This window comes from Clostridium pacaense (genome assembly GCF_020709765.2).
In the GTDB taxonomy this organism is placed as follows: Bacteria; Bacillota; Clostridia; order Lachnospirales; family Lachnospiraceae; genus Enterocloster; species Enterocloster hominis.
The window spans coordinates 1-23728 of record NZ_JAJFEB020000011.1; the positions used below are offsets into that span (position 1 = coordinate 1).

The following is a 23728-nucleotide window of genomic DNA, read 5'->3' on the forward strand; positions in this document are numbered from 1 at the left end:
TTTTCTTTTATTTTAACATGAAAAAGGGCAGTGAAACATATGTTTTGTGCAACTTTTAATTTTCAAACACGCTCTAGGACGTAATGCTTTGGTAAGCTTCGTCCTCCTCCTGGCTGGTTCCGCTCTGTTCCAATACACCGGGCAGCCCTGCCGTGGTTTCCACTATGGTTTTGTCCGCTTCATCTGCGTTTCTATCCGCTTTGGAAGGTGGGGATAATTATTATCACCATCCCCACCAGCAGAATCGCCACAATGAGCCTGGTGGCTATTAATAATCGGTTATTGGCATTATCCTTAATGCCCCCTTTCCTTCCTCCGTGGCTTCTTTCCATATGACGGTTCTTTGTTTCAAAATCAATTCCATATAGGCGTTTTAGCCAAATACAGCAGGCCATGTATTATCTGATTGCAGTCCAAATGCCATCCATATATAAATCCATAAAGATAAATCTGCCGGCGCTGTCTATTTCCCAACTGCAGCCTCAGAATGGCACACCTTCTACTCAGCCACGAAGCTGCTTCTTCATTTCCTCACTGGATAGAAGCCCCAGTCTGCCCTCATCTATGGTATAGATGTGGGTGCAAAGTGTTTCCAAATCGTTATAATTGTGGGAAGTCATCAGTATGGTCCGCCCCTCTGCCTGGAGAATCCGGATAATCTCCTTCGTGTCATTGTAGGTCTTGTAGTCGAGTGTGTTAAAAGGTTCATCTAAAATTAAAATATCCTGATTTTCCATAATGGCCTGTGCGATACCCAGCTTTTGTCTCATGCCCAGGGAATAATGTTCCACCTTTGTTTTATCCTCGGGGTCGAGTCCTACCTTTTGCATGGCAGAACGGATTTCTTTCTCACCGGCCACGCCGCGGATCCCGGCCAGATACCGCAGATTCTGCAATCCGGTATTGAGGCCGATGAAACCGGGGGAGTTTATCAGCACCCCCACGTCCTCAGGAAAATCTCGTTCCTTGCCCAGGGCCTGTCCCCTCACATAAACTTGTCCGCTGTCCGGGATTAAAAAGCCGCAGATAATATTGAACAGGACCGACTTTCCACTCCCATTGGCCCCAACGATGCCAACGGTGCTTCCCTTCCCGATATCCAGGGATACATCGGACAGAACACGCCGTCCGGAAAAACTCTTGCTCACTTGATTTAATGAAATAATAGGTTCCATAGGTATCCTCCTTAATGATTGAACAGCAGCTTGATGCCCCGGCTGTAAAGCCAGAGAATCAGGACCAGGGAAAGGGCCGCCAGTAACACAGCCGCGGCCGCTCCCGGGATGGTTCCTCCTGTCTGCAAAAGGTTCAGCCGCGCCAGGCTGGAAATTCCTGCCGGGAGCCACGAAATGGGCAGCAGACAAAGGAAATGCAACAGCAGGACAGCCACAAATCCAGCCGTTGCCTGCCCCGTCACGCAGAGGGCGGACAGGATTATTAAGAATTGAAATGCAACATCCAGAATTTTCAGCCCCACTACAGCTGCGGTCAGCCCCATATCCGGAGAAAAGCCCAGCAGAAATGGAGGAATGACAGCCCCAAGGGCCAGCAGGCAGCCATACACAAGAATCCAGAGAAGCCCGGCATAAAGAAGCGCCCCCAAAAGCCCGGTCCGCCGCCGCAGGCGGACTGTCAAAAAAACGGAGCGTTCCCCGGCCACCTGGGTGCAGAATACTCCCAGGGGCCACAGAGGAAGCAGTTCCATTGTCAGCAGCATCAAAAGTCCCATCGGGTAAAAGTATCCGGTGCCGTGTCCTGCAAACAGGCGGATTAGCCAATCCGTACTATCCTCCGGCGCTCCTTTGGAAATCCAGGTCCAAACCGTCATAAGGAGGATCAGGCCAATCAGCAGCAGCCCGTTTTTCCCGGCAAACAGGCCCCTGAGGTAATAAGAAGCCAGACCTTTTCCACCGCGCCCGGAAACGGAAAACCGCCATCGCCATCTTCGGGTTACAAGCCATACCATTCCAGCCACCAGAACCGCCGTGGTCACAGCGGTCAGCAAAAGGCGCCAGGGGTAGGCCAGATTGTGGAGCAGAAAGACCCAATGGTTGAATCCGGTCAAAAACACAAAGGGCGGGCGGGACATAACCGGCAGCTGAATCCAGAGCACTGCCAACAGATAAAACGCCATGAGCAGCCTGACCGCCAGGGCGCGGCTACAGAAGTGGCCCAGGCAAAGGGCTGTCAGGGCAATCAGGCAGTACCCCAGAAGTATCTGCCCGGCACAGCAAAGGATTGCGGACCACGGTGACGAGAAGATTCCTTGCAGCAGCGTAAATACCTCCCGCCACGGACCTTCTGACGCTCCCGGCCAGCTTCCGGCGCAGGGAAGCCCCAGGCCGGAGATTAGGATTGCGGCCATCTGACCAAGCCAAAACAAGGCTGCAATCACTGACAGCGCCCGCCATTTATGGAAAAAGTAACGTCCATAGGTCCCATACCGTGTCAGCACCAAAAGCGTGTCGTCCTCCATCACGCCGGTACAAAGAAGCAGGAAAACAGGCAGCACAGCGAAGGTGAAATAGTATTGGTCGTTCAGGACTGCCAGTAAATGAACCGGAAGTGTGCTTTGCGCGCCCACCCGTTCACTCAGCCCGAACAGAAGGGATAGTCCAAACAGCAGGAAAAACCTCCCCGGGCCGGCCTTCCCACATAAATGGCGCATCATGGGATTACACCTGGTAAATGGAGCGTTTCTTCACCTTCTGATAATAAAACGCCACCAATCCCATCACAATACACATCAGCGCCGGCCCCGCTATGAATGATGTGGCATGGACTGCCGGAGCGCTCAGGCTGGCAGGCTCAAAGGCTGTTACAAAGCGCAGTCCCGGCGCGTCAAGGATTGCCCAAAAGAAATTCTCCAAAATGACATAGATGAATGGGCCTGTCAGGATAATGAATACATTGCTGCCATAAAGGGCCAGTACGAAACCAAAGGTCATGGTCAGGACGCCCAGCAGCCCCTTCCACAGGGAAAGCAATAATGCATAGAGGACCGGCATTTTGGCATAAAGGTTTGAGAAAACGTGGGCATAGCCCTTGGGTATGGGCCAAAGTTCCTGCGGCGCCCTGACATACAGCGCAAACAGGGCGGAGATGAAATAGGGTATCACAAGAATGATAAATGCGGATAATGCACACGCCCCCCACTTTATAGCCAAATAACGGCGTCTGCCGATCCGGGGCAGGGTGTAGGTAAGAAAACGGTCCCGGCGCTCATAGTAAAGCTGCCAGCAAATCGGTATGGTAACAAACAGGGGAAACAAGAGGCTTAAAAACTCCGTGCCGATTTCCCATGGATCGAGTTCAAAATGGAGGGTATACCCCCGATAAAGGGTGCAGGAAAGAATACAGGTCAGCAGCGTAAGGAGACACGTTGTGACAAGGACCGGTCTGGCTATCTTCTTCCCTTCCAATATAAAGTTTCGCATGTCAGCACTTCCTTCCAGTTGATTTTTATTTATCTGCACCTTTATATTAGCATCTGCCGTCATAAAAACAAGACCGCGGGAACAAACAGGGGTTTTATGGGAACGAAACGGTCCGCCCATAAAACCCCTGTCATTCTATGCTTCCATTTTCATGATACCAATACCCCGATGGTGATATAGGGGATTCCGTTGAGCCAATCGTTGCCAGTAATGATTTTGCCTCCATGCCGTTCCACAATCTGGCGGACATTATACAGGCCATATCCATGCCCGGCTTCCCCCTTTGTTGACCAGCCCCGCCGGAACATCTGGATAAATTCCACATTGGTCAGGGCCGCGTGGGGATTCAAAACAGAAAAACGGAGGCTGTCCGCTTCCTCTATTGCCCGGGCATACAGCACATCTCCGGGCGAGGCGGCCTCGATGGCGTTGTCCAGCAAAATGGCAATCAGCTCCACCCAGTCAGCCTCAGATAAGGCGCGGCGGAGAAACGCGCCTGCAACCGTCACTTCCACACGGACCTGTTTTAACTCGGCCTGTTTCATTTTTCCAAACAGCAGGCCGCTGATTACTTTACTGTCACATTTTAATAATTCCTTATCCGCGCCATCCAGCCTTACATGCTGGAGCAGGGATGTCACAGCTTCCTGCGCTTCCTGTAAATCGTGTGCAGCAGAAACCGCTGCTGCAACTGCCATCATCTGATTGTTAAAGTCATGTTGACGCGCCCGCACCTGTTCAATCAGTTCCTCCACCAAAGGAAGATACTGCTCCAACATCGCGGTTCTCCGCCGGGCCTGCACACGGTGCTGTCGAAGAAGCATGACAATCACGTCGCAAACCGCCAGCATCCCCACCGCTCCCACCGTCACCGGAAGCCAGCGGAGCATGACAGAAAAGTCAAACCGAAACAGGAGGAGCAGCAGCAAAAGCAGCAGGGCCGTATTGCTGCAGACCATACAAATGACTGGATCCCCATCCGAGAGCTTCTCCCGCAGCCACCGGAGCGCCCCCGTGCCCCAAAGCACCAGCCAAAGGCCGAGGGACAGCGCCCGGCCCGCATAGAGATACCACACTGGCTCCGCCGGATTGCACAGGGCCAGGAACAATAAGCAGAGTTCCCTCAGCAGGAGATACAGCGCAAAGGCGGCAACCGTGCCGAAAAGCGTATGTCCCTCGCTCTTTTGAAACCACAAACTGTTTAATAACAGCACGCCGAGGAAAAAAAACAGAAACGATACGATTTGATTTACCGGGAGCACAGCATATGCCATGTCGGTGTTGTGGTCCCCAAGACCCAGGCGTGAGAGCAGGCAGACACCTGTGAACAGCAGCGGAATCAGCCGATCCAGCTTTCCCCTTGACCGGCCCAGCAGCCCGAGGTTTAAAAGAGACAGGAGAAGCCCGTCTAATACACTCTGCAAAAAGATAGAAATACTCATGGCTGTCCACGCTCAAACACTGCTTTCTGATATTTCTCACCAATCGGGATTGCTGTTTTGCACCCCTCCAAGTAAAGCAGGCGGTTTGCCTTGTCTATTTTATAAATATGAACCGGATTGACCAAAAAGCTCTTATGGCATTGCAGCAAACGGTTCTGCGGCACCATGTCCAGCAGCTTTAACAGGCTGTATCCAGAAATCTGGTCGGTTACCTCGCTTCCTCCACTTTGTGCCGTGTGGATTAAAAGCCTTTTTCCAAACGATTCAATATAAAGGATGTTTCTGATTTCATATTCGAACAGAAACTGTTTCTGCTCAATCCGAAGGATTTCCGGAGCCGCCTGTATCTGCGCCCCCATCTCAAGAGCTGCTTGGAATGTCCTTTGAAATTCAGCCTCCGTAAAGGGTTTTACCAGGAAATCGTAGCATTTGATTTCCCGGTAGGCAGACAACTCCTCCCCTGCCAGCTCCGTGGTAAAAAGGATTGGCGTAAACCGGTACTCCGGCATGGAGCGCAGCTGCCTTGCCAGTTCGGTCCCCCGGTAATCCAAAAGCTGTATATCTAAAATGAACAGATCTACCTTATTTTTCGATGCATACGAAAGAGCCTCTGCCGCCTTTGCAAATGCTGCAAGTTTATACTCAAATGAGCTGCTTTCAATGTACCGGCGTATGAGTGTAACTGCGCCCGGCTCGTCTTCAACTAATAAAATAAGTCCCATAGGCTCCCTCCCTTCAATTTTCTATGCAGCTCCCTAATAAACGGGAAGCTGCGTTACTTGCTACCCACACCGTGAAAGCAGTAAGGGTACGCCAGGACATGTCAAATCCGGCATGGAATCCAATTTGTTTAAATACACAAATATCGTCTGTCCGCGGCCCCAACTTCCTGAATCAGGTTTTCTTGTGCATAAAGTAGAATCTGTAAAAGTAACAGTTGCTGTCTTTCCATCGGCCGTAATAATGCCGCTGATTGGATTTCCTGCAGCATCTGTCGCTGTAAAAAGCAGGCCATCAGCAGTCAGTTCTCCGACACCGTCCTCCAGTGAAGTCAGGCGGTAAATCCCTATTTGCACTATATATTTACCATCATTGCCTTTTGCAATCTCAAAAGCCGTTGTACTGCCTTTCAGTTCTTCGTTATTTTTATCTGCTCCGCAGGCAGCCAGGCATAATGTTACAGCAATGAATGGTATCAAACCTGTCTTTTTCATTCTTCGTTTCCCCTTACAATACCGATTTGTCAGTCTGATAAACATAAACTTATAAGTCTGTCAGGAAAATCTCTGGAACCTGTTTTTTCCTGAATCTATATTTCTGTACCTCATTCAGCGGGTTGGTAAAGGGGGTATCTGTTTTTCGAAATTTGTGATTAAGTATATCACGATACAGAGTCGTGATAAAGGGATTCCAGTTCTGTAAAACAGCCGTCTTGTCTGATTTTTCCAAATAGCTGTAACCGTCAGCCAGATAAAAAATTTCTAAAGCCAACGCCAAATCACAGTTGGAATCAGAAAGGATTTCTTTTGGTACTTCAAATCCGTCATCCCAATTATATTCCCTCAACATACTTTTTAAATCAGAATATAGCATTTTGCTTCTTATCACCTTCCAGGTCTCCTCTCTGTCCAGCGTCCCTATAAATAGGATTTAGAATACCTCCATTTCATTAAGCAGAGTTTTTAGTATTGTCATTTGCCCTGCTGTAATCGTTACGCCTTTTCCATATTCTGTATGTCCGTCATTCCAGGTCCGTATGTCATAAACAGGCTCCCTATCATCCCACGAAATAAGATTGAGTTCCTTTATCCACCCATTGTTTACTTGCGACAGGTTGCCGATATGCTTATAAATTTTGTACTTTTTCATGTGAAATGTCCCTCTCATAAATATTCTTTCATCGTACCGTCCTACCATTCGTTTGACACTTCAATTACCCTATCTAAAAAACTGCAATATATAATATCACAAACTTCTTTTAATCTTCTACACCGTAACAATATCAACTTGCTCTGCATTTTCTATATTACTTTTGATTATCTAATCTCCTGTTTTACATTTAGTTCACATAGTCCAACAAATTTAATGTATATGTTAATTTGGAAAAGGGCATTCCTATTATAGAATGATTTTCCGTCTCATCTCCACAAGTAACATCAATAAACCGCTTTCATCTCTCCTCCTGTTCTAAAATTATATCATAGATATGAAGATTTGAAGATGCCATTTACATCCTTAGATAAGAAACCTTAGATAAGAAATATAGTCTTAACTCAATTAATATCAGCTGAAAACCCTCATCGTTTATACTAATAACTTTATTCTTAACATCAGAGCTTACTCTGTATTTCACTAAATCTTTACTTCGATGGCTTTACGCTGCACAACGGCTCATCTTTCGTTATGATTAATCCTTACCAATCATCGGCACGATAAATTCTACGTGTATCCAAATATCTGAATCCACTCCAGCGCAGCCCGCATGGACTACATACCTGAGATTTTAACATTGACTACAATATCAAAGTTCTTTAACATCCGCCATAAAAGAGTCACTGCTTCACATCCTATCTGTCTCATCAAACCATCCACCAAAACAGAATGAACATGAAACCCAGGCTTGTCATAGCAAGCTGCCGCCTGAGGCAACAAACCCACATGAAAATTGCAGGCCGTAGAGCGATTGGTTAACAACAAACGTAGGCATTGCTCCTGGCAGGGGGAATCCCTCTTTTGTTGTTGAGATATCCTCAGAAGAGATAATTCTTTGCAAGAATGCTTATCCCCAAGGCAATCAATACAAGCGGGACAAGGATATATTGGTAATGGGTGATTTTTTTCTTAATATATGGGTAACTTGCAAGCCGGAACCCAAGATAACACCATAAGGCAATCATCACTGCAAAAACAGATAGCGTAATCATAAAATCTGCGTGGGTATATCCGCTGAATAAAGGGACATATACCCCGATATTATCTGCCCCATTCGCTATTGTCAGCAGGGTAACGCTAAAAAAATTGATTTGAGTCTTGTTCTGCGTTTCTGTTTCTGATTTATCCTGTCTGCATCGGCAATCCCTCCAAGAGCGGATACCAAGGAGCAGCGGCAGGAACCCCAAAAGCCCAACATACTGTGGAAGGATGATCTGTGTACCCAATGCCCCCAATGTTCCCAAAGCGCAAAGACACCCGATTCCGAAATACTGGCCGGCAATTATCTGTATGACCCTCTTGGAATCCAATACCTGTGCATAAAGTATCATCAGTACAAAAATATCGTCGATGTTGGTGCTTACAAATGATAGAACTGCAGTAAAAAAAGTCGTTGCCATTGTCTATATCCCTTCCTATCTATCAGGCGGCATGGCGAAAAAAATAAGCCCACGCACACAAAACGTGTGTATAGGCTTACATTTCCAGTTCTAACCACCAAAGGTGGCTGACTTTAATATCATTAAAGATATAAACTGCCCCCGCCCTATACGGATATCATTTCTTGCGTAGTATAGCATATTTTGCAAAGCACCACAAGTAGGAAGCGCGGGATAATCGCCACGAAAATGCTTTCCTCATAAATGCTTTTTCATTTGTGGTGTACACTGTGACACAGGAAAAACTGCGCCACAACCTTGACAGTCCATTGGGCAGCTATTTTGTTCATCCGTATTTATAACTTACCCCGGCCTTCTGCGCCTGGCTCATCTGATCCTTCCGGTCTATCAAATACAATTTATCCCCCTTCTTGAACCTTGCCCCGGTCTGCTTAAACCAGAAAGGCACATCATATTCCACACACTGCTCCATGGAATCAAGTATCCAGGCAAAGTCACAGATTCTTGCCTCCGGTCCGGATTCCCCGCCGCAGGTTACCCCTTCTATCTTCCCTGTAGCCAAATACTTCCGGATATCAATCTGTTCCAGCATTGGCTCATGAATGATTGTCCGGTGTTTGATTGGCAAATCCAGAAAAACAGGGAGGCGGTAATCGGCCCGGTCCTGATTCTCACAGGTACAGCAGATGGTCACATTCTCATATCCGCTTCCCCAGTCTTCCGGCAATCCCACTGCAAACCGATGGATACGTTTGGTAATAATAACAAAGTGCAGATCCCCCCGCCGGCGGATGATATCCCATGCCTCCGGGCGCCATGCATCTGCTTCATCCAGAAAAAAATCAGAAGTCATGCATGTGTACACATCCTCACCCTTCAGCTGCAGCTTATATTCATTCCTGCGGTTACATTTAACCGGCATATCAAAGCTGGAGGTACGGGTTACAATATTGCTATCCTTACCAAATTCAGCATCCCTCCGATAAACATAGCAATTCGCACAGCCTGGGCTGATTTTTTTACATCCATGCCATGGATTCCAGGTCGCCATACCACTACCTCCGTTTTCTCAACCAAACATTCCAGGAGTACCCGCGCTCACATCAACCCCTTATTGTCCGTCTTCATAGACCATCAGGCATTCCGTCTCGCCAGTTTCTTTTTCTGTCATCTTCTCCCATACCTTGAACCCCTCTGCCAGATAAAAGGACATCGCTCCGGTATTCTTTTCAAACACATGCAGGGACAGCCGCTTCTTCTGTTTCACTGCTCCAATCAGCTGATGGCCAATTCCCTGCCCCTTGTGTCCTGCCGCCACAAAAATCCCTTCAATGTAATCCGCATCCATACCGATGAATCCCAGGACTTCTCCATCCTCCTCGTACACATAAACCTCCGCATTGGGCAACACTGATTTTACGGAATCGAAATTTTTCTCCCAATACCCTGCATCTATAAAAGAATGGGCCTCCAGATTTCCCTGTAACCATATGTTCATAATCTTGTCTAAATCCCGAAATTCAAATAATCGAATCATTCCTCCGCCTCCCTGTCCCTCTATTATATCGGACCAGTATCTATTTTGCAAGGCCAAAAAGAACATTTGTTCTTTTTTAAATTCTACTTTTCTTTCCTCAGGGGCTGTGGACACAATGTTGGACCTAAGCTGTTCCCCCAGACTTCTCCTACAGTTTAGCGGACTCGTTCCACCTAAAGATAGCTTAATACAGGTTTCATTGTACCAGTGTAGATGTTAATCTAATTCCTCATCTGGAATCGAAAACCCTGTGGTATCCGTAATCCACTTGATGTTTGGCCTGGATACCCTGAAATCACATTGGATTAGATTTTCCACCTCTGGACTGATTTCATCTGGTTTCTTTCGAAGGTATCCCTGATAACAATAACTGCTTTTGGCCAGTTCCTCGTTCTGCTTATTTTGAAGGCTGATGGTTTTCTTCCTGCATAGATATAATCCTTGCCTGATATTCATTCTGCTCCCTAAGCCCTTTCAGTAATCCTTCAAGTGATATCGATTTCTGAAGCCGGTTTTTCTTCATTTTGCGCCCTCACATCCTGTCTCCAATATAGCATAAGCAAAGATTTTAGGAAAATTACTGTATCTTATCAATTGTTAAACCTAAAATGACGGTGTATAGCTCCGGAGAAACGTACGTGAAACAAAGATAAATATGGCGCGTTGTCCACATAAATTCATCTGGCAGGTACATCTGTGGATACTTCAACATGCATAGAACCCAATTGAAAAAGATACCCATTTTTTTGCTGGGTTCCTAAATGCAGCCACTATTTCTGGTAACTCAATTATTATATGAGTAGGATTGAAAATGCACCACACAAATGATATAATTCCCGTCTTTGACAGTCATTTTAACAAAACACCGCTATAATGCCCATTCTATCAGGGTTTTACAGCGGTGTTGTTCCGTTTTGATATATAGCCTTTTTCCTGTTTTTAGGAAGCGTTAAGGAATTTTAACTAGCTTGTCTTCTTTTTGCTCATTTTCTGGATTTCTCTCATCCTGCTTTTGGTGAGGAATTCATAGTCGGTTTCAAAACCGCTTATTTTGTGCAGTCCATCTGTCAATTCCGTGGATTCGTATATAGGGATAAAACCCTGTCCCTGTACATCCGCAAAGGCAAAGCCTCTTAGGGCAGAAAGGATTTCCCCGCAGGTGTAACGTTTATTAAGCCTGTTCTCCAGACACCGGTAAACGAGTAATGCTAAAAAACAGATGAGGAAGTGGGCTTTGATGCGGTCCTCCCTTTGTACATACACAGGTCTTGCGGCAAAATCCGTCTTCATGATCCGGAAACAGGTCTCTATCTGCCATCTGCGTTCACTTACCTTTAGGATCTCTCCCGAATCATCTTCAAAGCAGGAATCCTCCGTTTTGCTACTCAAACCGGGGGATTTCCCTTAAGCTGACCACTTAATTCCACCTATCTTTATCAACGAATCTTCCAACCATATAACAACCAGAATTTTGGTATTTAAAAAGCGCCAGACACATCCCTGCATCCAGCGCAACACCATCATTGTTTAGTTGTTTCCTATATGCCTGGGAACTGTCCCATCTCCTGCCATCTCCAGGTAACAGTCCAATTGATGCCCTGTCAGATTGGCAACCATCTCTGCAAATGGGGCTAAGTTCCCTTCTACAGCATATGCTTCCAATGCATTGAAATATTCCAGCCTGTTTTCCTTTGCTATCGAAATAGCAGGAAATCCATTTGCCATCAACTGATAGTTCATAAGCAGCCGGGATGTCCTGCCGTTTCCATCCGGGAACGGATGTATGCGCACAAACTCCGCATGTGTCCAGGCTGCAAGTTCAATCTGGTTTAGCTCCCTGCCCTTCCATGTAAGGTCCGCATAAAAATCCTTGACCTGGGAGTACATTTCATTGGGGGACGGAGGCGTATGTTGTGCACCCGATATATATACATCAACATCTCGGTAGATAACTCCCACAAATATATTCTCCATCAATATAGCGTGGATATCTTTGATGATTCTTTCATTCAACGGCAGTTCTTTTGCAATGCACTCCTTCACATAACGCTATGCCTTCTGATGATTCACTGCCTCATAAAGTTCCCGGAGATGTTTGCCCCCAATGGAAATCCCGTCTTCCAGCAAAACCTTGGTTTCTATAAGGGTCAGTGTATTACCTTCAATCGCTGTGGAGTTATGGGTATATTCTATCTCAAATGCCTTCTCATAGCTTTGCAGGGTAAGTTCCGGAATGGAATCCCTTACTGCCTGATACCGATTCCTTTTCTGAACAATTCTCTCATAATCCATAGGTTCACCTCTTCCTTGTACCTGTATGCCTTACAGTATATCACAGATTAACCGGTTAGTAATCATTGATTGACAGCGAATTCCGTCATCATTCCCCCAGGAAATCTCAGTATTCCCCATTATAATTTAATCTTCAGACCATACCAGTTAAACCATAATGGCAGCATATCTGCCTACTTCAACCTCATCAACCATTTCCCAATATCATACTGCTTTTTGAAAATTGCTGGTTATCATCCCGATAACCAACAATTTTTATCTTTTTTTAATTCTATATCTTATCATACAGCTCATCCATTCTTCCTTCAGGCTTTAGGGAAATACCGCGTTCCTATCAGTCTTAAATCAGATGATATCATTAAAACCGCTATTTTCATGGTTCAGAAACACAGCTGTTTTTTTGTCATTTTAGGTCCGTTTTTGTCTCAAAACCACAATATATTGTGGTATTTATTCCCATTTTCTTATCACTCCACAAGTGACATCAATGTCACCACCTCCACATTTGTTGAGTGGATAATAATGATGGCAGGAAGACATACTTCTCCCTTAACGGAAACGACATAATTATCTTTAAGCGTCATTTTAATCCGCTTGATGTTCTAATTCTAACAAATACTTATCATAGTCTGAAATAAATAAACAATCCTGAACAATACGATATTTTTCAAACTCAGTCTCTGCATGAAGCTTTGCCTGTTCTGCACTGACTTTTCCCGGCCCCATCAACAACTCGTTCCCGTTAAACTCCAGGAATCCATCAAGGCGCTTTGCCCAGTCCTCCATACTCATTGGTATTCTTCGTTCTGCCTGTAACTCCGCATAGTCGAGATACAGTGAAACGATTCTCTGTAAATAGGACATTTCCTTTTCGCTCAGATAATTCTTAGCAACGGTAACATCTGCTTTGACAATTTTCCCATCTGGCGCTGATTCCCATGTTGTCAGGCCCATATGTTCTTTTTCAGCATTTGCACGCTCTACAATCAATTCTGCTACTGTATGCCGATGTACAGCCCAATGCATCTTATTCTGCACCATTTTAAAAAACTGCCGTGTAGTCTTAGCGTCTTTATCATAATCAAACGCTGTGGCATATAAATCAGTAACCTTCTGATAAAACTTGCGCTCGGACAGGCGTATCTCACGAATATAATCCAACTGACGTTCAAAATACTCATCGGTGAACATATGCCTTTTTTTCAGGCGCTCTTTGTCCATCGTCCAACCTTGAATTGTGTAATCCTTAACAATCTGACCTGTCCATTTGCGAAATCTTACAGCGCGGTCGTTGTTAACTTTAAAGCCGACTGCAATAATCATCTGAAGATTATAATGAATCACTTCGCGATTCACTTGACGAGAACCTTCTGTTTGAACTATCCGGAATTTCCGGATAGTTGACTCCTACGCCAGTTCGTCATCTGTATAAATTTTTTTAATATGTTCATTGATTGTCCGCACATCCACATCATATAAAGTCGCAAGCATTTATTGTGTCAGCCAGATATTCTCATCCTCATAACGCATTTCAAAACTATCGTTGCTATCCCCTACTGAAGCCATATAAGTCAAATACTCCGCGGCAGAGCTGTGTATTGTAATATCATTCTTCTTTTTTGGCATAAACAATCTTCCTCCCACGTTCTATTATAGTTACTTTAGAAATCAATATAAGTGTCTTTGAGTCACGTTCTAATTTTCCTTTTTCACAGGTGCTTTTTTATATCTGTTGAGCTTATCAACTTATCTCGCTAGAATAATTCGGCTGTTTGCTTCAGGATAGTAATCACACATTTTCGTTCTGTATATTGACCTCAATTTTTGTCAAACCATCATCCTAATCAATCATACCCTATATTCTATTCATACTTATATACAGCATTTTCTTAAACCATTGAAAATTTATAATTTTTCGATAGCAAACAACAGGTTTCCACATTCCCCGTCCCCGGAAACATATCCACCGCACAAACCTTCTCCACCCTATATCCTCTCTCCTGCAGCACCACCAAATCCCTCACCAGGCTGGTGGGCTTACATGAAATATACACTATCCTGTCCACCCCAAATTCAATTATCTTCCCCAATGCCTTTGGATGGATTCCATCCCTTGGCGGATCCACGACAATCAGGTCCGGCTTATCCTCCAGGTCATCAATCACCTTCAGAACATCCCCTGCCACGAATTCGCAGTTATCCAGTCCATTGAGTCCGGCGTTCACCTTTGCGGCTTCTACCGCTTCCTCCACGATTTCCACACCCACAACCTTTTTAGCCACAGGCGCCAGTATCTGGGCAATGGTCCCTGTGCCGCTGTAAAGGTCAAACACCACCTTATCCTTTGTCTCCCCTACAAAGCCGCGGGCCGTATCATACAGCACCTCTGCCCCCATGGAGTTGGTCTGGAAAAAGGAAAATGGGGATATCCTGAACCGAAGCCCCAGCAGTTCCTCGTAAAAAAAGTCCTGTCCATAAAGAACATGGGTTGCATCACTCTGTACCACATCGGCCAGGGAATCATTTTCCGTGTGGAGGATTCCTGCAAACCGGCCGTCAACAGGCAGGGCCAGCAGGCGTTCCTTCCACCCGGATAACACAGCCGCCTCATCCCTGCCGCCCAGATACTCCCTCTGGGTACTGGTAACCAGATCCACCAGGATTTCTCCTGTCTTCACTGCCCGGCGCACCAGCAGATGACGCAGATACCCCTTGTGCTGTAGCTTTTTATAAAATGCAGTCCCAAGTTCCTCAAAATATTCCTTCGTAGCCACCAGAATCCTGCAAAAATCCGGATGTACAATCTGGCAGTCCGGTGTTGTGACAATATCATAAAAGCTACCCCGCCTGTGCATTCCCAGCGCCAGCGGTCCATCCTTTACCTCATCGCCAAAGGAGAACTCCATTTTGTTGCGGTATCCCTTTTCCAGAGGGCTGGCCTTGATTCCCATAAACTCATAGCTATCCGGTTCCACCACGCCGTCTAAAAGGGATTTTACCTGTTCCTCCTTGATTTTCAGCTGTGCTTCATAAGGCAGGCTCTGGTAAATGCAGCCGCCGCACAGGCCAAAGTGGGGACATGCATTCTCCGGCAGTTCCAAAGGCGAACGCTCCAAAACCTCCAGCGCCCTTGCCTCGGTTTTACCTTTCCTCCTCTTTGTAACCACACATTGGATTTTCTGTCCCGGAACTGCATTCTTCACCACCACACGTTCCCCATCTATCATAAGGATTCCTTTATTTGGAAAATCTATTTTTTCGACAATGCCTTCGTAAATCTCACCTTTTTTCATTCTATTATCTCCGTTTCTGTCATGATACTCCTGACACTATGATACTCCTGCTATTATGATACCCCTGCCATAATATCACATGTATCTTCCATTTTTTCATCGTCTCATTATATCATGTCCTTAAATACACATCAAGTTATCATATCCGGTCAATGGCCACATTCAAATCATCATATCCAGTCAATAACCACACCATATCATCCTATCCAAGCTATCGCCACATCCTATCATCATATCCAGCCTATCGCTCCCCCGCATCCTATCACGACCATTACCCAAAAAAGAAAGTCCCCCATTCCCCCGCACATGAACCAACTCAAACTTCACACAAAGCCTCCCTCATGCCTATCATTTCCCCAGATTCTCCTCCCCTCATGCCTGTCATTTCCCCAGATTCTCCTCCCCCCATGCCTTCACATATTCCATTACCGGCATAAAGCTTTTCCCAAGTTCAGTCAGGGAATACTCTACTTTAGGCGGGATTTCTTTATAATCATGTCTGTGGATAAATCCATCAGCCTCAAGTTCACGCAGCTGTGTTGTCAGTGATGACTCGGAAATCCCTCCGATATGGCGGCGCAGCTCCCCAAATCTCTGAATATCCTGAAAACCTATGTAATACAGAATCTCCAGCTTCCATTTTCCCCCAAGGATTTTCTGTACTGCAGAGATAGTTGCACAGCGTTCAGGAACACCCGTTTCCTTTTTCATTGATATCACCTCATTTCAGGCTAATTATACAGCCAGTACTACAATAAAGCAATGTACAGCAAAAAATCTAAGTACTTTTATTTTCATCGTACTATGCTATAATCAGGCTATCGCATGGGATTAAATCATCAAAAACGCCCTGCACAGCAGGAGGAGAGCCAGCATGAAAACAGTCATTTATTACTTTTCGGCAACCGGAAACAGCCTGAAGACAGCCGCAATCATATCACAGAAGCTGGGGGCAGAGATGCTGCCCATGGTGAAATACAAAGGAACCATCTGCACAGCAGATAAAATAGGCCTGGTCTTCCCAACCTATTTCTGGGGTGTTCCCCGGACCGTGGGGGAATTCATAGATAAACTGCGCGTGAGCCGGGATTCCCCATATATTTTTGCGGTCCCCACCTATGGTGAACTGCATGGCGGGGTACTGGGCCAGGTAGACAGATTGTTGGCAAAAAAGGATTTGAAGCTGGATTATGGCAGGGAAATCAAAGCAGTTGCAAATTTCGTGGAGGAATATAATCCAAGAATCCATCTTGCAGGAAAAAGATTAAAAGAGGCCGCCAGGCTGGCTGAACTGGCCGCCAGTGAAATAGCTGCAGGAATCAGCAATTCCCCCTTCCGTTATTCGGCCGCAGACAAATTATTCTACAAAATATATACAGATATTAAGGTCAATCATGACCAGGGGTTTCATGTTGACGATACATGCATACAATGCGGTATCTGCCAAAACATATGCCCCAATCACAATATAATCTTAAAAAACGGAGCATTGGAATTCCAGCATCAATGTGAACACTGCGTTGCATGTATCAATTGCTGTCCCCAAAAAGCAATCCAGTGGAAATCAGCCACCCAAAAACGGAACCGGTATAAACATCCGGATGTCACGGTCAGGGAAATCATTTCAGGGATGCAGTAATTTTGAATATTCACTCCCCGTTTCCAAACCTCCAAACACTTCCTCCATTCCCTGAAAAAGGACCGTCCCACAGGGGACGGTCCTTCCTAAATCCGTAATCTCTATTCAGACTTCTCAGTCTTTTTCTCCTCCGGCTCCTCATCTTCAAAGAAGTCATCGTCAAAATCATCGTCAAAGTCGTCTTCAAAATCTTCCAGATAATCCGGTGTAAAGAAGCGGTACACTGCATATGCAATACCTGCCACGGCTGCTACGGCGCCGATGATGGCCAGTACCCAAAGGATACAGTTTTTCTTCTTCTCATCTTCCTCTCTTTTGTGAAGCAGTTCATTGATTCTGCTGGAATTCATCAGTTCTTCTACACGGCTTAATGCCTCTTTTCCCATTGCATCGAATCTGTCTCTGTCAAACCTGTTCATCCGGTCCACGTCCTTTCTTATATGCAAGCAATAAGCTCAGATACATATTTTTAATTATTATACCATGGAAGTCCCTTTTTTACTATCCCAATTTCTTGAATTTTTAACCAGCCATCCTATATTTTTTTTAACTTTGCAAAAGATGCGAACATCTTCTTCTGACCGGCCGTGTCAAATTCAACCGTTACTTCATAGTCCTTCCCGCCGTCCTTTATGGACTTGACGGTTCCCTCCCCGAACTTAATATGCTTTACCCTGTCTCCCTCACTGTAGTTCAGGGAAGCAGGCTTTTCAACCATAAATGCCTTGCCAAAAGCCGGTTTCCCACCGGGCCCGCCATGACCCGCACTTCCGCCATAGCCAGCGCCTCCGGCATAGCCGGCATTCCCGCCATAGCCCGTGCCTCCGCCGTAGCCAGCACCTCCGCCATATCCGGCACCTCCGCCATATCCAGCTCCTCCGGCACGGCCGCCAAACACAGCCCCACTGCCTGTCCCAACGCCGCCGCCAGATCCTGCCCCGCTTCCCGGTCCGGCAGTCCCGCTGCCAAACCCGTCAAATGGCGACGCCGTCTTCGACGCATAGGCATTATAGCCCTTGCCGAATGTGCTTGTACGTCCCGATGCCACGGACTGGTTCCACGGAAGTCCTGCATCGCCCGCACTGCTTCCAAAGCCTGAGGCATTTCCCTGTCCTGCACCGTTGCCGCGGCCGCCATAGCTTCCAAGCACCGGCTCCAGGCGTTCTTCATCCAATAATTCTGCAGGCACTTCCTCCAGGAACCGGCTGGGCTTGCAGTATCTTGTCTCTCCGTTGACCATGCGCTGTCTGGCCGAGGTCAGCACCAGTTCCTTCTTCGCCCTGGTAATGCCAACGTAGCACAGACGCCGCTCCTCCTCCAGGTCCGTCCTGTCATCTGAATTAATGGACATCATGCTGGGGAACAGGCCGTCCTCCATCCCCACCAGGTATACCTTGGGAAACTCCAGGCCTTTGGCGCTGTGGAGCGTCATAAGGGTCACACGGTCCTCGGACTCATCCATGCTGTCGATATCAGCCACCAGCGCCACCTGTTCCAGGAATTCGTCCAGGGTGGGGTGTTCGCTGTCCTCCTCATAGCTTACCGCCTTGTTCACCAGTTCCTCGATGTTCTCAAGACGTGTCTGGGCCTCAATCTCGCCCTCTGCCTCCAGCTCCTGCTGGTAACCGGTCTCATCCATAATCCCTTCAATCAGGTCCCGGATGGAAAAATCCTCTGATTCAGCCCTGGCCCTGAAGCTCTCCATCTGCCCCACGAACTTCAGGATTTTCTCCGCGGCCTTGCCCAGCCCCGGAACCTGGCGCGCTTCCTTCAGCGCCCCATAGAGACTCATGCCGTGCTCGGATGCAAACGCAGTCACCTTGCCCATGGTGGTCGCACCGATGCCGCGCTTTGGAACATTGATGATCCTCAACACAGCCAGGTCATCCACGCCGTTGGCAATTGTCTTAAGGTAGGCCAGGATGTCTTTGATTTCCCTCCGCTGGTAGAAGTTCACGCCTCCCACCAGACGGTAAGGCACATTATAGAAAATGCACCGTTCCTCTATGAGACGGGACTGGGCATTGGTCCTGTAGAGCACGGCCTGGTCCTGATAGGCAAATTCACTGTCCCGTATCTGTCTGGCCACATAATCCGCCTCATCCCTGGCCATGTCAAACTGCTTGAACCGGATCAGATTCCCTTCCCCATTGGCTGTCCACAGGGTCTTATCCTTCCTTCCGCGGTTGTGGCGGATAACGCCGTTTGCCGCATTGAGGATGTTCTGGGTGGAGCGGTAATTCTCCTCCAGCTTAATGACCTTTGCCCCCGGAAATGCTGACTCAAAACTCAGGATATTCTCTATATCAGCCCCGCGGAACCGGTAAATGGACTGGTCGTCGTCACCTACCACACAGAGATTCCTGTACTTATCCGCAAGCAGGTTCACCAGCTTGAACTGGGCCTGGTTGGTATCCTGGTACTCATCCACCATGATGTATTTAAACCGCTCCTGATAATAGTTCAGCACCTCGGCATTATTCTGGAACAGTTCCACGGTCTTGACAATCAGATCGTCAAAATCCAGGGCATTGTTCTTCTTTAACTGCTTCTGGTACTCCCTGTATATCTCCCCCACCTTTTTCTGGCGGAAATCCTGCCCTGCGTTCAGAAGGAACTCCTCGGGCATGATCAGCTTATCCTTGGCCGAGGATATCACACCCAGCACGGAGCGCTCCTTAAACTGCTTTGTATCCACGTCCAGACTCTTAAATACCTGCTTCATCAATGTCTTCTGGTCATCACTGTCGTAGATGGAGAAGCTGGTGGTGTATCCCAGGCATTCAATGTGCCTGCGCAGGATCCTTACGCAGGTGGAATGGAAGGTGCTCACCCAGATGCTCTCAGCCCCAAAGCCTACCAGCTGGTCCACACGCTCCCTCATCTCCCCTGCCGCCTTGTTGGTAAATGTAATGGCCAGTATATTCCAGGGGTTCACATCCTTCTCATCAATCAGGTAGGCCACCCGGTGCGTCAGCACCCTGGTCTTGCCGGATCCTGCTCCGGCCAGGATTAAAAGAGGACCTTCGGTGTGAAATACAGCCTCTTTCTGCATGGGGTTTAATGTATCGTAAATACTCATATTTTATGTACCGCCTTTATTTCTTCATTCAATGTGTCAGATGTATAAGTATACCATTCCTGGCCCCATCGTGCAACTTTAAAACCCTACGGTTCCTTCTGCACGACTCCTTCTCCGCCGTCCCTGCATTTTCCTTCTTCACCGTTCCCGCATCCCTTATCTGCGCAGTCCCCGGTCTCCCCTTCTTCCCCATGTCCATCCCACCAGCAGAACATGTTCTTGCCGCTGGTCTTGGCACGGTACAGGGCTTCATCCGCTTTCCGGTAGGCGCTGTCAAATGTCCCGCTGTCCCGGCTTATCTGTGTGATGCCGATGGAACAGCTCTGGTCCAGTCCCATCCTCAGGAGGATCCGGCTGATGGACTGGATCAGGGTGCGGGCTTCCCTTTCCCCCTGCTCCCTTTCCGTGGAGCCTGGCAGGAAAATCATGAACTCATCGCCTCCTATCCTGCCTGCAATGGCGGAGGGCGGGACAAAGTCCATAAGCACTGCCGCCACTTCCTTCAGAAGCTCATCCCCTTTAAGATGTCCATGGGTATCATTGACCTTCTTAAAATCATCCATATCAATGACGAACATCAGGCCGCTTTCATGATCCTTGGTCAAAAGCCTGGTGATGTGCATTTCCGTATACTTCCTGTTGTACAGGCCGGTCAGGGAATCCAGCTGTATGGTCTTCTCAAGGATGGCGGTCCGTTCCAGGGCTGCAGCTGCCTGGTCCGCAATGGTCTTGGGATAGTACTCGCCCTCCTGCTGGTAGATATAAGGCACGGACTGGTGCAGGCTGTCAATCACAAGCCGTCCGTTGTCATCCCGGTGAAGCCCGGCCGTGATCCTTGTATCCATGTCAATGATGACTTCCTTCCCGTCCGTATCCTTTTCCTGGGCCTTGAATTCCCCATAGACAACACAGCTGTTTTCCGTAATCAGCTTTGCCTCATACCAGGCCTCCCTGATGACAAAGCTGATTCCGTCCGCCTCCTCCTGGTCCTTCCTCATTCCTTCCGTCAATGCCTCCAGGCCCAGGTAGAACTCATGCCGTCCCGTTCCAATGACAAGCACGTCCGGTGAACAATATGTAAGTAATCCGGCCAGTATCTCCGGGTTGCCCGATATATAGCCTTCCATCACACTCTGAATCAATTGTTTTGCTTCCCTGCAAATATCGTCCCGCATACTTATTCCTTTCGATTTGATTGCAAATTCCTCTGACATACAATATATCATAATATGGCGGTTTCTGCTACTGTCAAAGTATTTTGCCATGTTCTTACATTTGCCCCTTGTCATCTAGTATTCAATACTATATAATAGATATAGCAATGTGATTTCAAAGACAGAGGTGACTGACAGATGAAGACAAATGAAGAACGTGTTCGGGATCTGCTGGCCTATCTGGGAAGTCTGTCCCATGTTAAGCCGGAAGAGATACCTGATATTGATTTATATATGGACCAGGTTACCACCTTCATGGAAGGCCATTTAAAGGATATGCGGCGCCATCCTGAGGATAAGGTGCTGACCAAGACCATGATTAACAACTATGCCAAGAACAACCTGCTCCCCCCGCCTGTGAAGAAGAAGTATTCCAAGGACCACATGCTCATGCTGATATTCATCTATTACTTTAAGAGCCTGTTATCCTTTAATGATATTGAGGAACTGTTCCGACCCATCACATCCAGACATTTTACCGGCAAGGATTCCCCCCTGTCCCTGGAAGATATCTATACAGAGGTATTTACCCTGGAAAAGGGCGAGATGGGTAACCTGATGAAAGACGTGACCGGCAAATTCACCCGCTCCCGTAAAACCTTCCAGGACGTTCCGGTGGATGAGGAAGATAAGGAATACCTGCAGCTCTTTGCATTTATATGTGAACTGTCCTTTGATGTCTATCTGAAGACGCAGATGATTGAGATGATTGCGGACCAGCTGCGCGGGGAGACGACGCCTCCGCGGAAGAAGTGATTCATGGCGTAATCCATGGCGTGTTTGGGAACAGCCATCCGGAGCTATCCGGAATTTAAAAACGTATATCCCGGCATATTGGTTGATATGCCGGGATATATGTTTTATATATTATATTATCTGCATTTTTACATTGCAGCCCATCACCGCTGACAGGCCGGTCCACTTCCCTGCTTCCGTTTACTCATCTTCCGCTTACTTATCGGACGTCTTCCTTTTCCGGAACAACACTTTCTACCTGAAGCCTTGAAAACACCATATCATATCCGTCGCTTCCGTAGTTCAGAGAGCGGTTCACACGGCTGATGGTTGCCGTGGATGCCCCTGTCTTCTCCGCAATCTCCAGATAGGTCTTGCCTTCCCTCAGCATCTTGGCAACCTCATAGCGCTGTGAAAGTGACAAAAGTTCATTAATCGTACACACGTCCTCGAAGAACTTATAACACTCCTCTGGATTCTTAAGTGTCAGTATGGCATCAAATAAATGATCCACTGCATCCGTTTTAATCTTTTTGTTCATGTCCTGGTTCTCTCTCCTTATAATTTATGCGGTTCACACTCTCCCCCGACCGCATGTAGTTGTGGAATCAATGTCCCTGTATCAAGAGACACAGGCCTTTGGCATGCCTGGATACCATCCGGACAGACCATAAGCCTCATACCCACTCATTTTAACATATTAAAGTTTGAAAGTCCATACATGATAACACTTTTTCAATGTAAAGTTTCACCGTGTGCAGTGTATGTCTGCCGGATTACCGGCGTGTACCCACGCCAGATTGGAACATATCCATTCACAACACATACCACACACAGCCAGCGCATATCCGTCCATTCACAGCACATCCTGCCCGCGCCCCAGCATGAATTTCTCCACCACCAGGCCGACCCCGTCATGATTGTTGGAAGCCGTCACATAATCCGCCGCATTCCTTACAGGCAGAACTGCATTTTCCATGGCCACCCCAAGACCTGCGTACTTAATCATGGTCAGGTCATTGTATCCGTCCCCGCAGGCAATCATCTGCTCCTTCTTCAGGCCAAGGATGTCCAGGAGGCGGGCCAGGGACTGTGCCTTATCTATGCCCTTTGGCATGATCTCAAGGAAATATTCCTCGGAACGGTATACGCTGAAATCACGGCCCATCGCAGCCTTCACCTTCGGCTCCACGGTCACCAGGTAATCCCCGTCATCCAGCATGATGAACTTGGGTACCTGAAAATCCACATAGGACTTCATGTCATCCACCTGGCGCAGCGGAAGATGGTTGATGTTGGATTCAGCGGTTGCATAAGGACATTCCTTGTTGTTGGTGATGACCTCCTCCCCCTCATAGGTAAGGATATCCACACGGTGCTCTTCCGCCAGCCCGATGATTTTCTGATTGGACTCCAGCGGAAGGAGGGATGAAAATACAGTCTCCCCTGTCCTGCAATTGGTTATCATCCCCCCGTTATAGGATAATATATAGCTTCCGAAACGGTCCATCTCCAGTTCCTTTGCCAGCGGCTCCACGCCGGGCGTTGGGCGTCCGGAAGCCAGAACCACGATATTGCCCGCTTCCTGGGCCTCCATTAAGGCGTCCCTGGTCCTGGGCGTGATGATTTTGTCCCGGTTGGTCAGCGTACCGTCTAAATCCAATACGATTATCTTATAGTCCATTGCTTTTTCTCCCCTGCTTGTTTGATAGATTCCGGAAATGA

The 23728-nt window shown here is 47.3% G+C and carries 25 protein-coding genes and 1 pseudogene; 2 read left to right on the plus strand and 24 right to left on the minus strand.

Annotation, left to right across the window (positions count from 1 at the left end; all coding sequences use genetic code 11):
* Positions 1-191 precede the first annotated feature (191 nt).
* From LK536_RS47095 to LK536_RS47185, 19 genes and pseudogenes are all read right to left on the minus strand, one after another.
* Positions 192-332, minus strand: coding sequence for a hypothetical protein (locus LK536_RS47095; RefSeq protein ID WP_506092178.1), 141 nt, complete (start codon positions 330-332; stop codon positions 192-194).
* 171 nt (positions 333-503) lie between these two features.
* Complete coding sequence (locus tag LK536_RS47100; RefSeq protein ID WP_025482891.1) at positions 504-1175, minus strand: ABC transporter ATP-binding protein; 672 nt, start codon at positions 1173-1175, stop codon at positions 504-506.
* Positions 1176-1186: 11 nt separating this feature from the next.
* Positions 1187-2671: a hypothetical protein gene (locus LK536_RS47105; protein WP_227796318.1), complete on the minus strand. Its 1485-nt coding sequence runs from the start codon at positions 2669-2671 to the stop codon at positions 1187-1189.
* Positions 2672-2675: 4 nt separating this feature from the next.
* Positions 2676-3437 carry a hypothetical protein gene (locus tag LK536_RS47110; RefSeq protein WP_227796319.1) on the minus strand — a complete coding sequence of 254 codons (762 nt, stop codon included), beginning with the start codon at positions 3435-3437 and terminating at the stop codon, positions 2676-2678.
* A gap of 149 nt (positions 3438-3586) precedes the next feature.
* The gene (locus LK536_RS47115; protein ID WP_227796320.1) at positions 3587-4861 is read right to left on the minus strand and encodes a sensor histidine kinase; all 1275 of its coding nucleotides are present in this window, start codon (positions 4859-4861) and stop codon (positions 3587-3589) included.
* A gap of 14 nt (positions 4862-4875) precedes the next feature.
* Complete coding sequence (locus LK536_RS47120) at positions 4876-5601, minus strand: LytR/AlgR family response regulator transcription factor (RefSeq protein WP_227796321.1); 726 nt, start codon at positions 5599-5601, stop codon at positions 4876-4878.
* Positions 5602-5661: 60 nt separating this feature from the next.
* The gene (locus tag LK536_RS47125; RefSeq protein ID WP_227796322.1) at positions 5662-6093 is read right to left on the minus strand and encodes a hypothetical protein; all 432 of its coding nucleotides are present in this window, start codon (positions 6091-6093) and stop codon (positions 5662-5664) included.
* A gap of 49 nt (positions 6094-6142) precedes the next feature.
* Positions 6143-6487: a DUF4274 domain-containing protein gene (locus LK536_RS47130; RefSeq protein ID WP_227796323.1), complete on the minus strand. Its 345-nt coding sequence runs from the start codon at positions 6485-6487 to the stop codon at positions 6143-6145.
* Between the two features lie 42 nt (positions 6488-6529).
* Entirely contained in the window at positions 6530-6796 is a 267-nt protein-coding gene (locus LK536_RS47135) for a YdbC family protein (RefSeq protein WP_506092179.1), read from the minus strand.
* A gap of 833 nt (positions 6797-7629) precedes the next feature.
* Positions 7630-8211, minus strand: a complete 582-nt coding sequence (locus LK536_RS47140) for a cadmium resistance transporter (RefSeq protein WP_227796324.1) — start codon at positions 8209-8211, stop codon at positions 7630-7632.
* A 325-nt stretch (positions 8212-8536) separates the two neighbouring features.
* Entirely contained in the window at positions 8537-9262 is a 726-nt protein-coding gene (locus LK536_RS47145) for a DUF5131 family protein (RefSeq protein WP_227796325.1), read from the minus strand.
* Positions 9263-9322: 60 nt separating this feature from the next.
* Positions 9323-9748 carry a GNAT family N-acetyltransferase gene (locus LK536_RS47150; protein WP_008722176.1) on the minus strand — a complete coding sequence of 142 codons (426 nt, stop codon included), beginning with the start codon at positions 9746-9748 and terminating at the stop codon, positions 9323-9325.
* Positions 9749-10145: 397 nt separating this feature from the next.
* The gene (locus LK536_RS47155) at positions 10146-10271 is read right to left on the minus strand and encodes a hypothetical protein (RefSeq protein WP_008722171.1); all 126 of its coding nucleotides are present in this window, start codon (positions 10269-10271) and stop codon (positions 10146-10148) included.
* 440 nt (positions 10272-10711) lie between these two features.
* Positions 10712-11137 carry a transposase gene (locus LK536_RS47160; protein WP_331472194.1) on the minus strand — a complete coding sequence of 142 codons (426 nt, stop codon included), beginning with the start codon at positions 11135-11137 and terminating at the stop codon, positions 10712-10714.
* 138 nt (positions 11138-11275) lie between these two features.
* Positions 11276-11791, minus strand: coding sequence for a Fic family protein (locus LK536_RS47165; RefSeq protein WP_331472195.1), 516 nt, complete (start codon positions 11789-11791; stop codon positions 11276-11278).
* 6 nt (positions 11792-11797) lie between these two features.
* Positions 11798-12040: a Fic family protein gene (locus LK536_RS47170; protein ID WP_331472196.1), complete on the minus strand. Its 243-nt coding sequence runs from the start codon at positions 12038-12040 to the stop codon at positions 11798-11800.
* 585 nt (positions 12041-12625) lie between these two features.
* Positions 12626-13666 (minus strand): annotated as a pseudogene (locus tag LK536_RS47175) (virulence RhuM family protein).
* A 263-nt stretch (positions 13667-13929) separates the two neighbouring features.
* A complete protein-coding gene (rlmD, locus tag LK536_RS47180; RefSeq protein ID WP_227796326.1) occupies positions 13930-15333 on the minus strand; it encodes a 23S rRNA (uracil(1939)-C(5))-methyltransferase RlmD in 1404 nt (467 codons plus the stop codon).
* Positions 15334-15714: 381 nt separating this feature from the next.
* Positions 15715-16044 (minus strand): winged helix-turn-helix transcriptional regulator, encoded by a 330-nt coding sequence (locus tag LK536_RS47185; RefSeq protein ID WP_025482912.1) that lies wholly within the window; start codon positions 16042-16044, stop codon positions 15715-15717.
* A 163-nt stretch (positions 16045-16207) separates the two neighbouring features.
* Between LK536_RS47185 and LK536_RS47190 the strand changes: the two genes are divergently transcribed.
* Positions 16208-16972, plus strand: coding sequence for an EFR1 family ferrodoxin (locus LK536_RS47190; RefSeq protein ID WP_025482913.1), 765 nt, complete (start codon positions 16208-16210; stop codon positions 16970-16972).
* A 101-nt stretch (positions 16973-17073) separates the two neighbouring features.
* Here the strand turns inward: LK536_RS47190 and LK536_RS47195 are convergent, their stop codons facing one another.
* The 3 genes from LK536_RS47195 to LK536_RS47205 all read right to left on the minus strand — a co-directional run bounded on the left by LK536_RS47195 (position 17074) and on the right by LK536_RS47205 (position 21229).
* On the minus strand, positions 17074-17391 hold the full coding sequence (locus LK536_RS47195; protein WP_008722130.1) for a hypothetical protein: 318 nt from the start codon (positions 17389-17391) through the stop codon (positions 17074-17076).
* A gap of 116 nt (positions 17392-17507) precedes the next feature.
* Positions 17508-20054, minus strand: coding sequence for an ATP-dependent helicase (locus LK536_RS47200; RefSeq protein ID WP_227796327.1), 2547 nt, complete (start codon positions 20052-20054; stop codon positions 17508-17510).
* Between the two features lie 86 nt (positions 20055-20140).
* A complete protein-coding gene (locus LK536_RS47205; RefSeq protein WP_130789534.1) occupies positions 20141-21229 on the minus strand; it encodes a diguanylate cyclase domain-containing protein in 1089 nt (362 codons plus the stop codon).
* Positions 21230-21406: 177 nt separating this feature from the next.
* Here LK536_RS47205 and LK536_RS47210 point away from each other — a divergent pair, with 177 nt between their 5' ends.
* On the plus strand, positions 21407-22024 hold the full coding sequence (locus LK536_RS47210) for a DUF1836 domain-containing protein (protein WP_008722124.1): 618 nt from the start codon (positions 21407-21409) through the stop codon (positions 22022-22024).
* 199 nt (positions 22025-22223) lie between these two features.
* On the opposite strand, the gene LK536_RS47215 is transcribed toward LK536_RS47210, so the two are convergent.
* Together LK536_RS47215 and LK536_RS47220 are read right to left on the minus strand one after the other, a co-directional pair.
* Complete coding sequence (locus tag LK536_RS47215) at positions 22224-22544, minus strand: YerC/YecD family TrpR-related protein (RefSeq protein ID WP_227796328.1); 321 nt, start codon at positions 22542-22544, stop codon at positions 22224-22226.
* Between the two features lie 315 nt (positions 22545-22859).
* A complete protein-coding gene (locus LK536_RS47220) occupies positions 22860-23687 on the minus strand; it encodes a Cof-type HAD-IIB family hydrolase (protein WP_025482917.1) in 828 nt (275 codons plus the stop codon).
* Between the last annotated feature and the right edge of the window lie 41 nt (positions 23688-23728).

Bases quoted from the DNA above. Each gene is read 5' to 3' on its own strand.
- rlmD (WP_227796326.1), bottom strand. From the start codon at position 15,333: ATGAAAAAAGGTGAGATTTACGAAGGCATTGTCGAAAAAATAGATTTT.
- LK536_RS47190 (WP_025482913.1), top strand. From the start codon at position 16,208: ATGAAAACAGTCATTTATTACTTTTCGGCAACCGGAAACAGCCTGAAG.
- LK536_RS47215 (WP_227796328.1), bottom strand. From the start codon at position 22,544: ATGAACAAAAAGATTAAAACGGATGCAGTGGATCATTTATTTGATGCC.
- LK536_RS47150 (WP_008722176.1), bottom strand. From the start codon at position 9,748: ATGATTCGATTATTTGAATTTCGGGATTTAGACAAGATTATGAACATA.
- LK536_RS47100 (WP_025482891.1), bottom strand. From the start codon at position 1,175: ATGGAACCTATTATTTCATTAAATCAAGTGAGCAAGAGTTTTTCCGGA.
- LK536_RS47135 (WP_506092179.1), bottom strand. From the start codon at position 6,796: ATGGTAGGACGGTACGATGAAAGAATATTTATGAGAGGGACATTTCAC.
- LK536_RS47185 (WP_025482912.1), bottom strand. From the start codon at position 16,044: ATGAAAAAGGAAACGGGTGTTCCTGAACGCTGTGCAACTATCTCTGCA.
- LK536_RS47170 (WP_331472196.1), bottom strand. From the start codon at position 12,040: ATGGATTATGAGAGAATTGTTCAGAAAAGGAATCGGTATCAGGCAGTA.
- LK536_RS47125 (WP_227796322.1), bottom strand. From the start codon at position 6,093: ATGAAAAAGACAGGTTTGATACCATTCATTGCTGTAACATTATGCCTG.
- LK536_RS47200 (WP_227796327.1), bottom strand. From the start codon at position 20,054: ATGAGTATTTACGATACATTAAACCCCATGCAGAAAGAGGCTGTATTT.
- LK536_RS47145 (WP_227796325.1), bottom strand. From the start codon at position 9,262: ATGGCGACCTGGAATCCATGGCATGGATGTAAAAAAATCAGCCCAGGC.
- LK536_RS47110 (WP_227796319.1), bottom strand. From the start codon at position 3,437: ATGCGAAACTTTATATTGGAAGGGAAGAAGATAGCCAGACCGGTCCTT.
- LK536_RS47140 (WP_227796324.1), bottom strand. From the start codon at position 8,211: ATGGCAACGACTTTTTTTACTGCAGTTCTATCATTTGTAAGCACCAAC.
- LK536_RS47195 (WP_008722130.1), bottom strand. From the start codon at position 17,391: ATGAACAGGTTTGACAGAGACAGATTCGATGCAATGGGAAAAGAGGCA.
- LK536_RS47210 (WP_008722124.1), top strand. From the start codon at position 21,407: ATGAAGACAAATGAAGAACGTGTTCGGGATCTGCTGGCCTATCTGGGA.
- LK536_RS47120 (WP_227796321.1), bottom strand. From the start codon at position 5,601: ATGGGACTTATTTTATTAGTTGAAGACGAGCCGGGCGCAGTTACACTC.
- LK536_RS47105 (WP_227796318.1), bottom strand. From the start codon at position 2,671: ATGATGCGCCATTTATGTGGGAAGGCCGGCCCGGGGAGGTTTTTCCTG.
- LK536_RS47095 (WP_506092178.1), bottom strand. From the start codon at position 332: ATGGAAAGAAGCCACGGAGGAAGGAAAGGGGGCATTAAGGATAATGCC.
- LK536_RS47155 (WP_008722171.1), bottom strand. From the start codon at position 10,271: ATGAAGAAAAACCGGCTTCAGAAATCGATATCACTTGAAGGATTACTG.
- LK536_RS47205 (WP_130789534.1), bottom strand. From the start codon at position 21,229: ATGCGGGACGATATTTGCAGGGAAGCAAAACAATTGATTCAGAGTGTG.
- LK536_RS47220 (WP_025482917.1), bottom strand. From the start codon at position 23,687: ATGGACTATAAGATAATCGTATTGGATTTAGACGGTACGCTGACCAAC.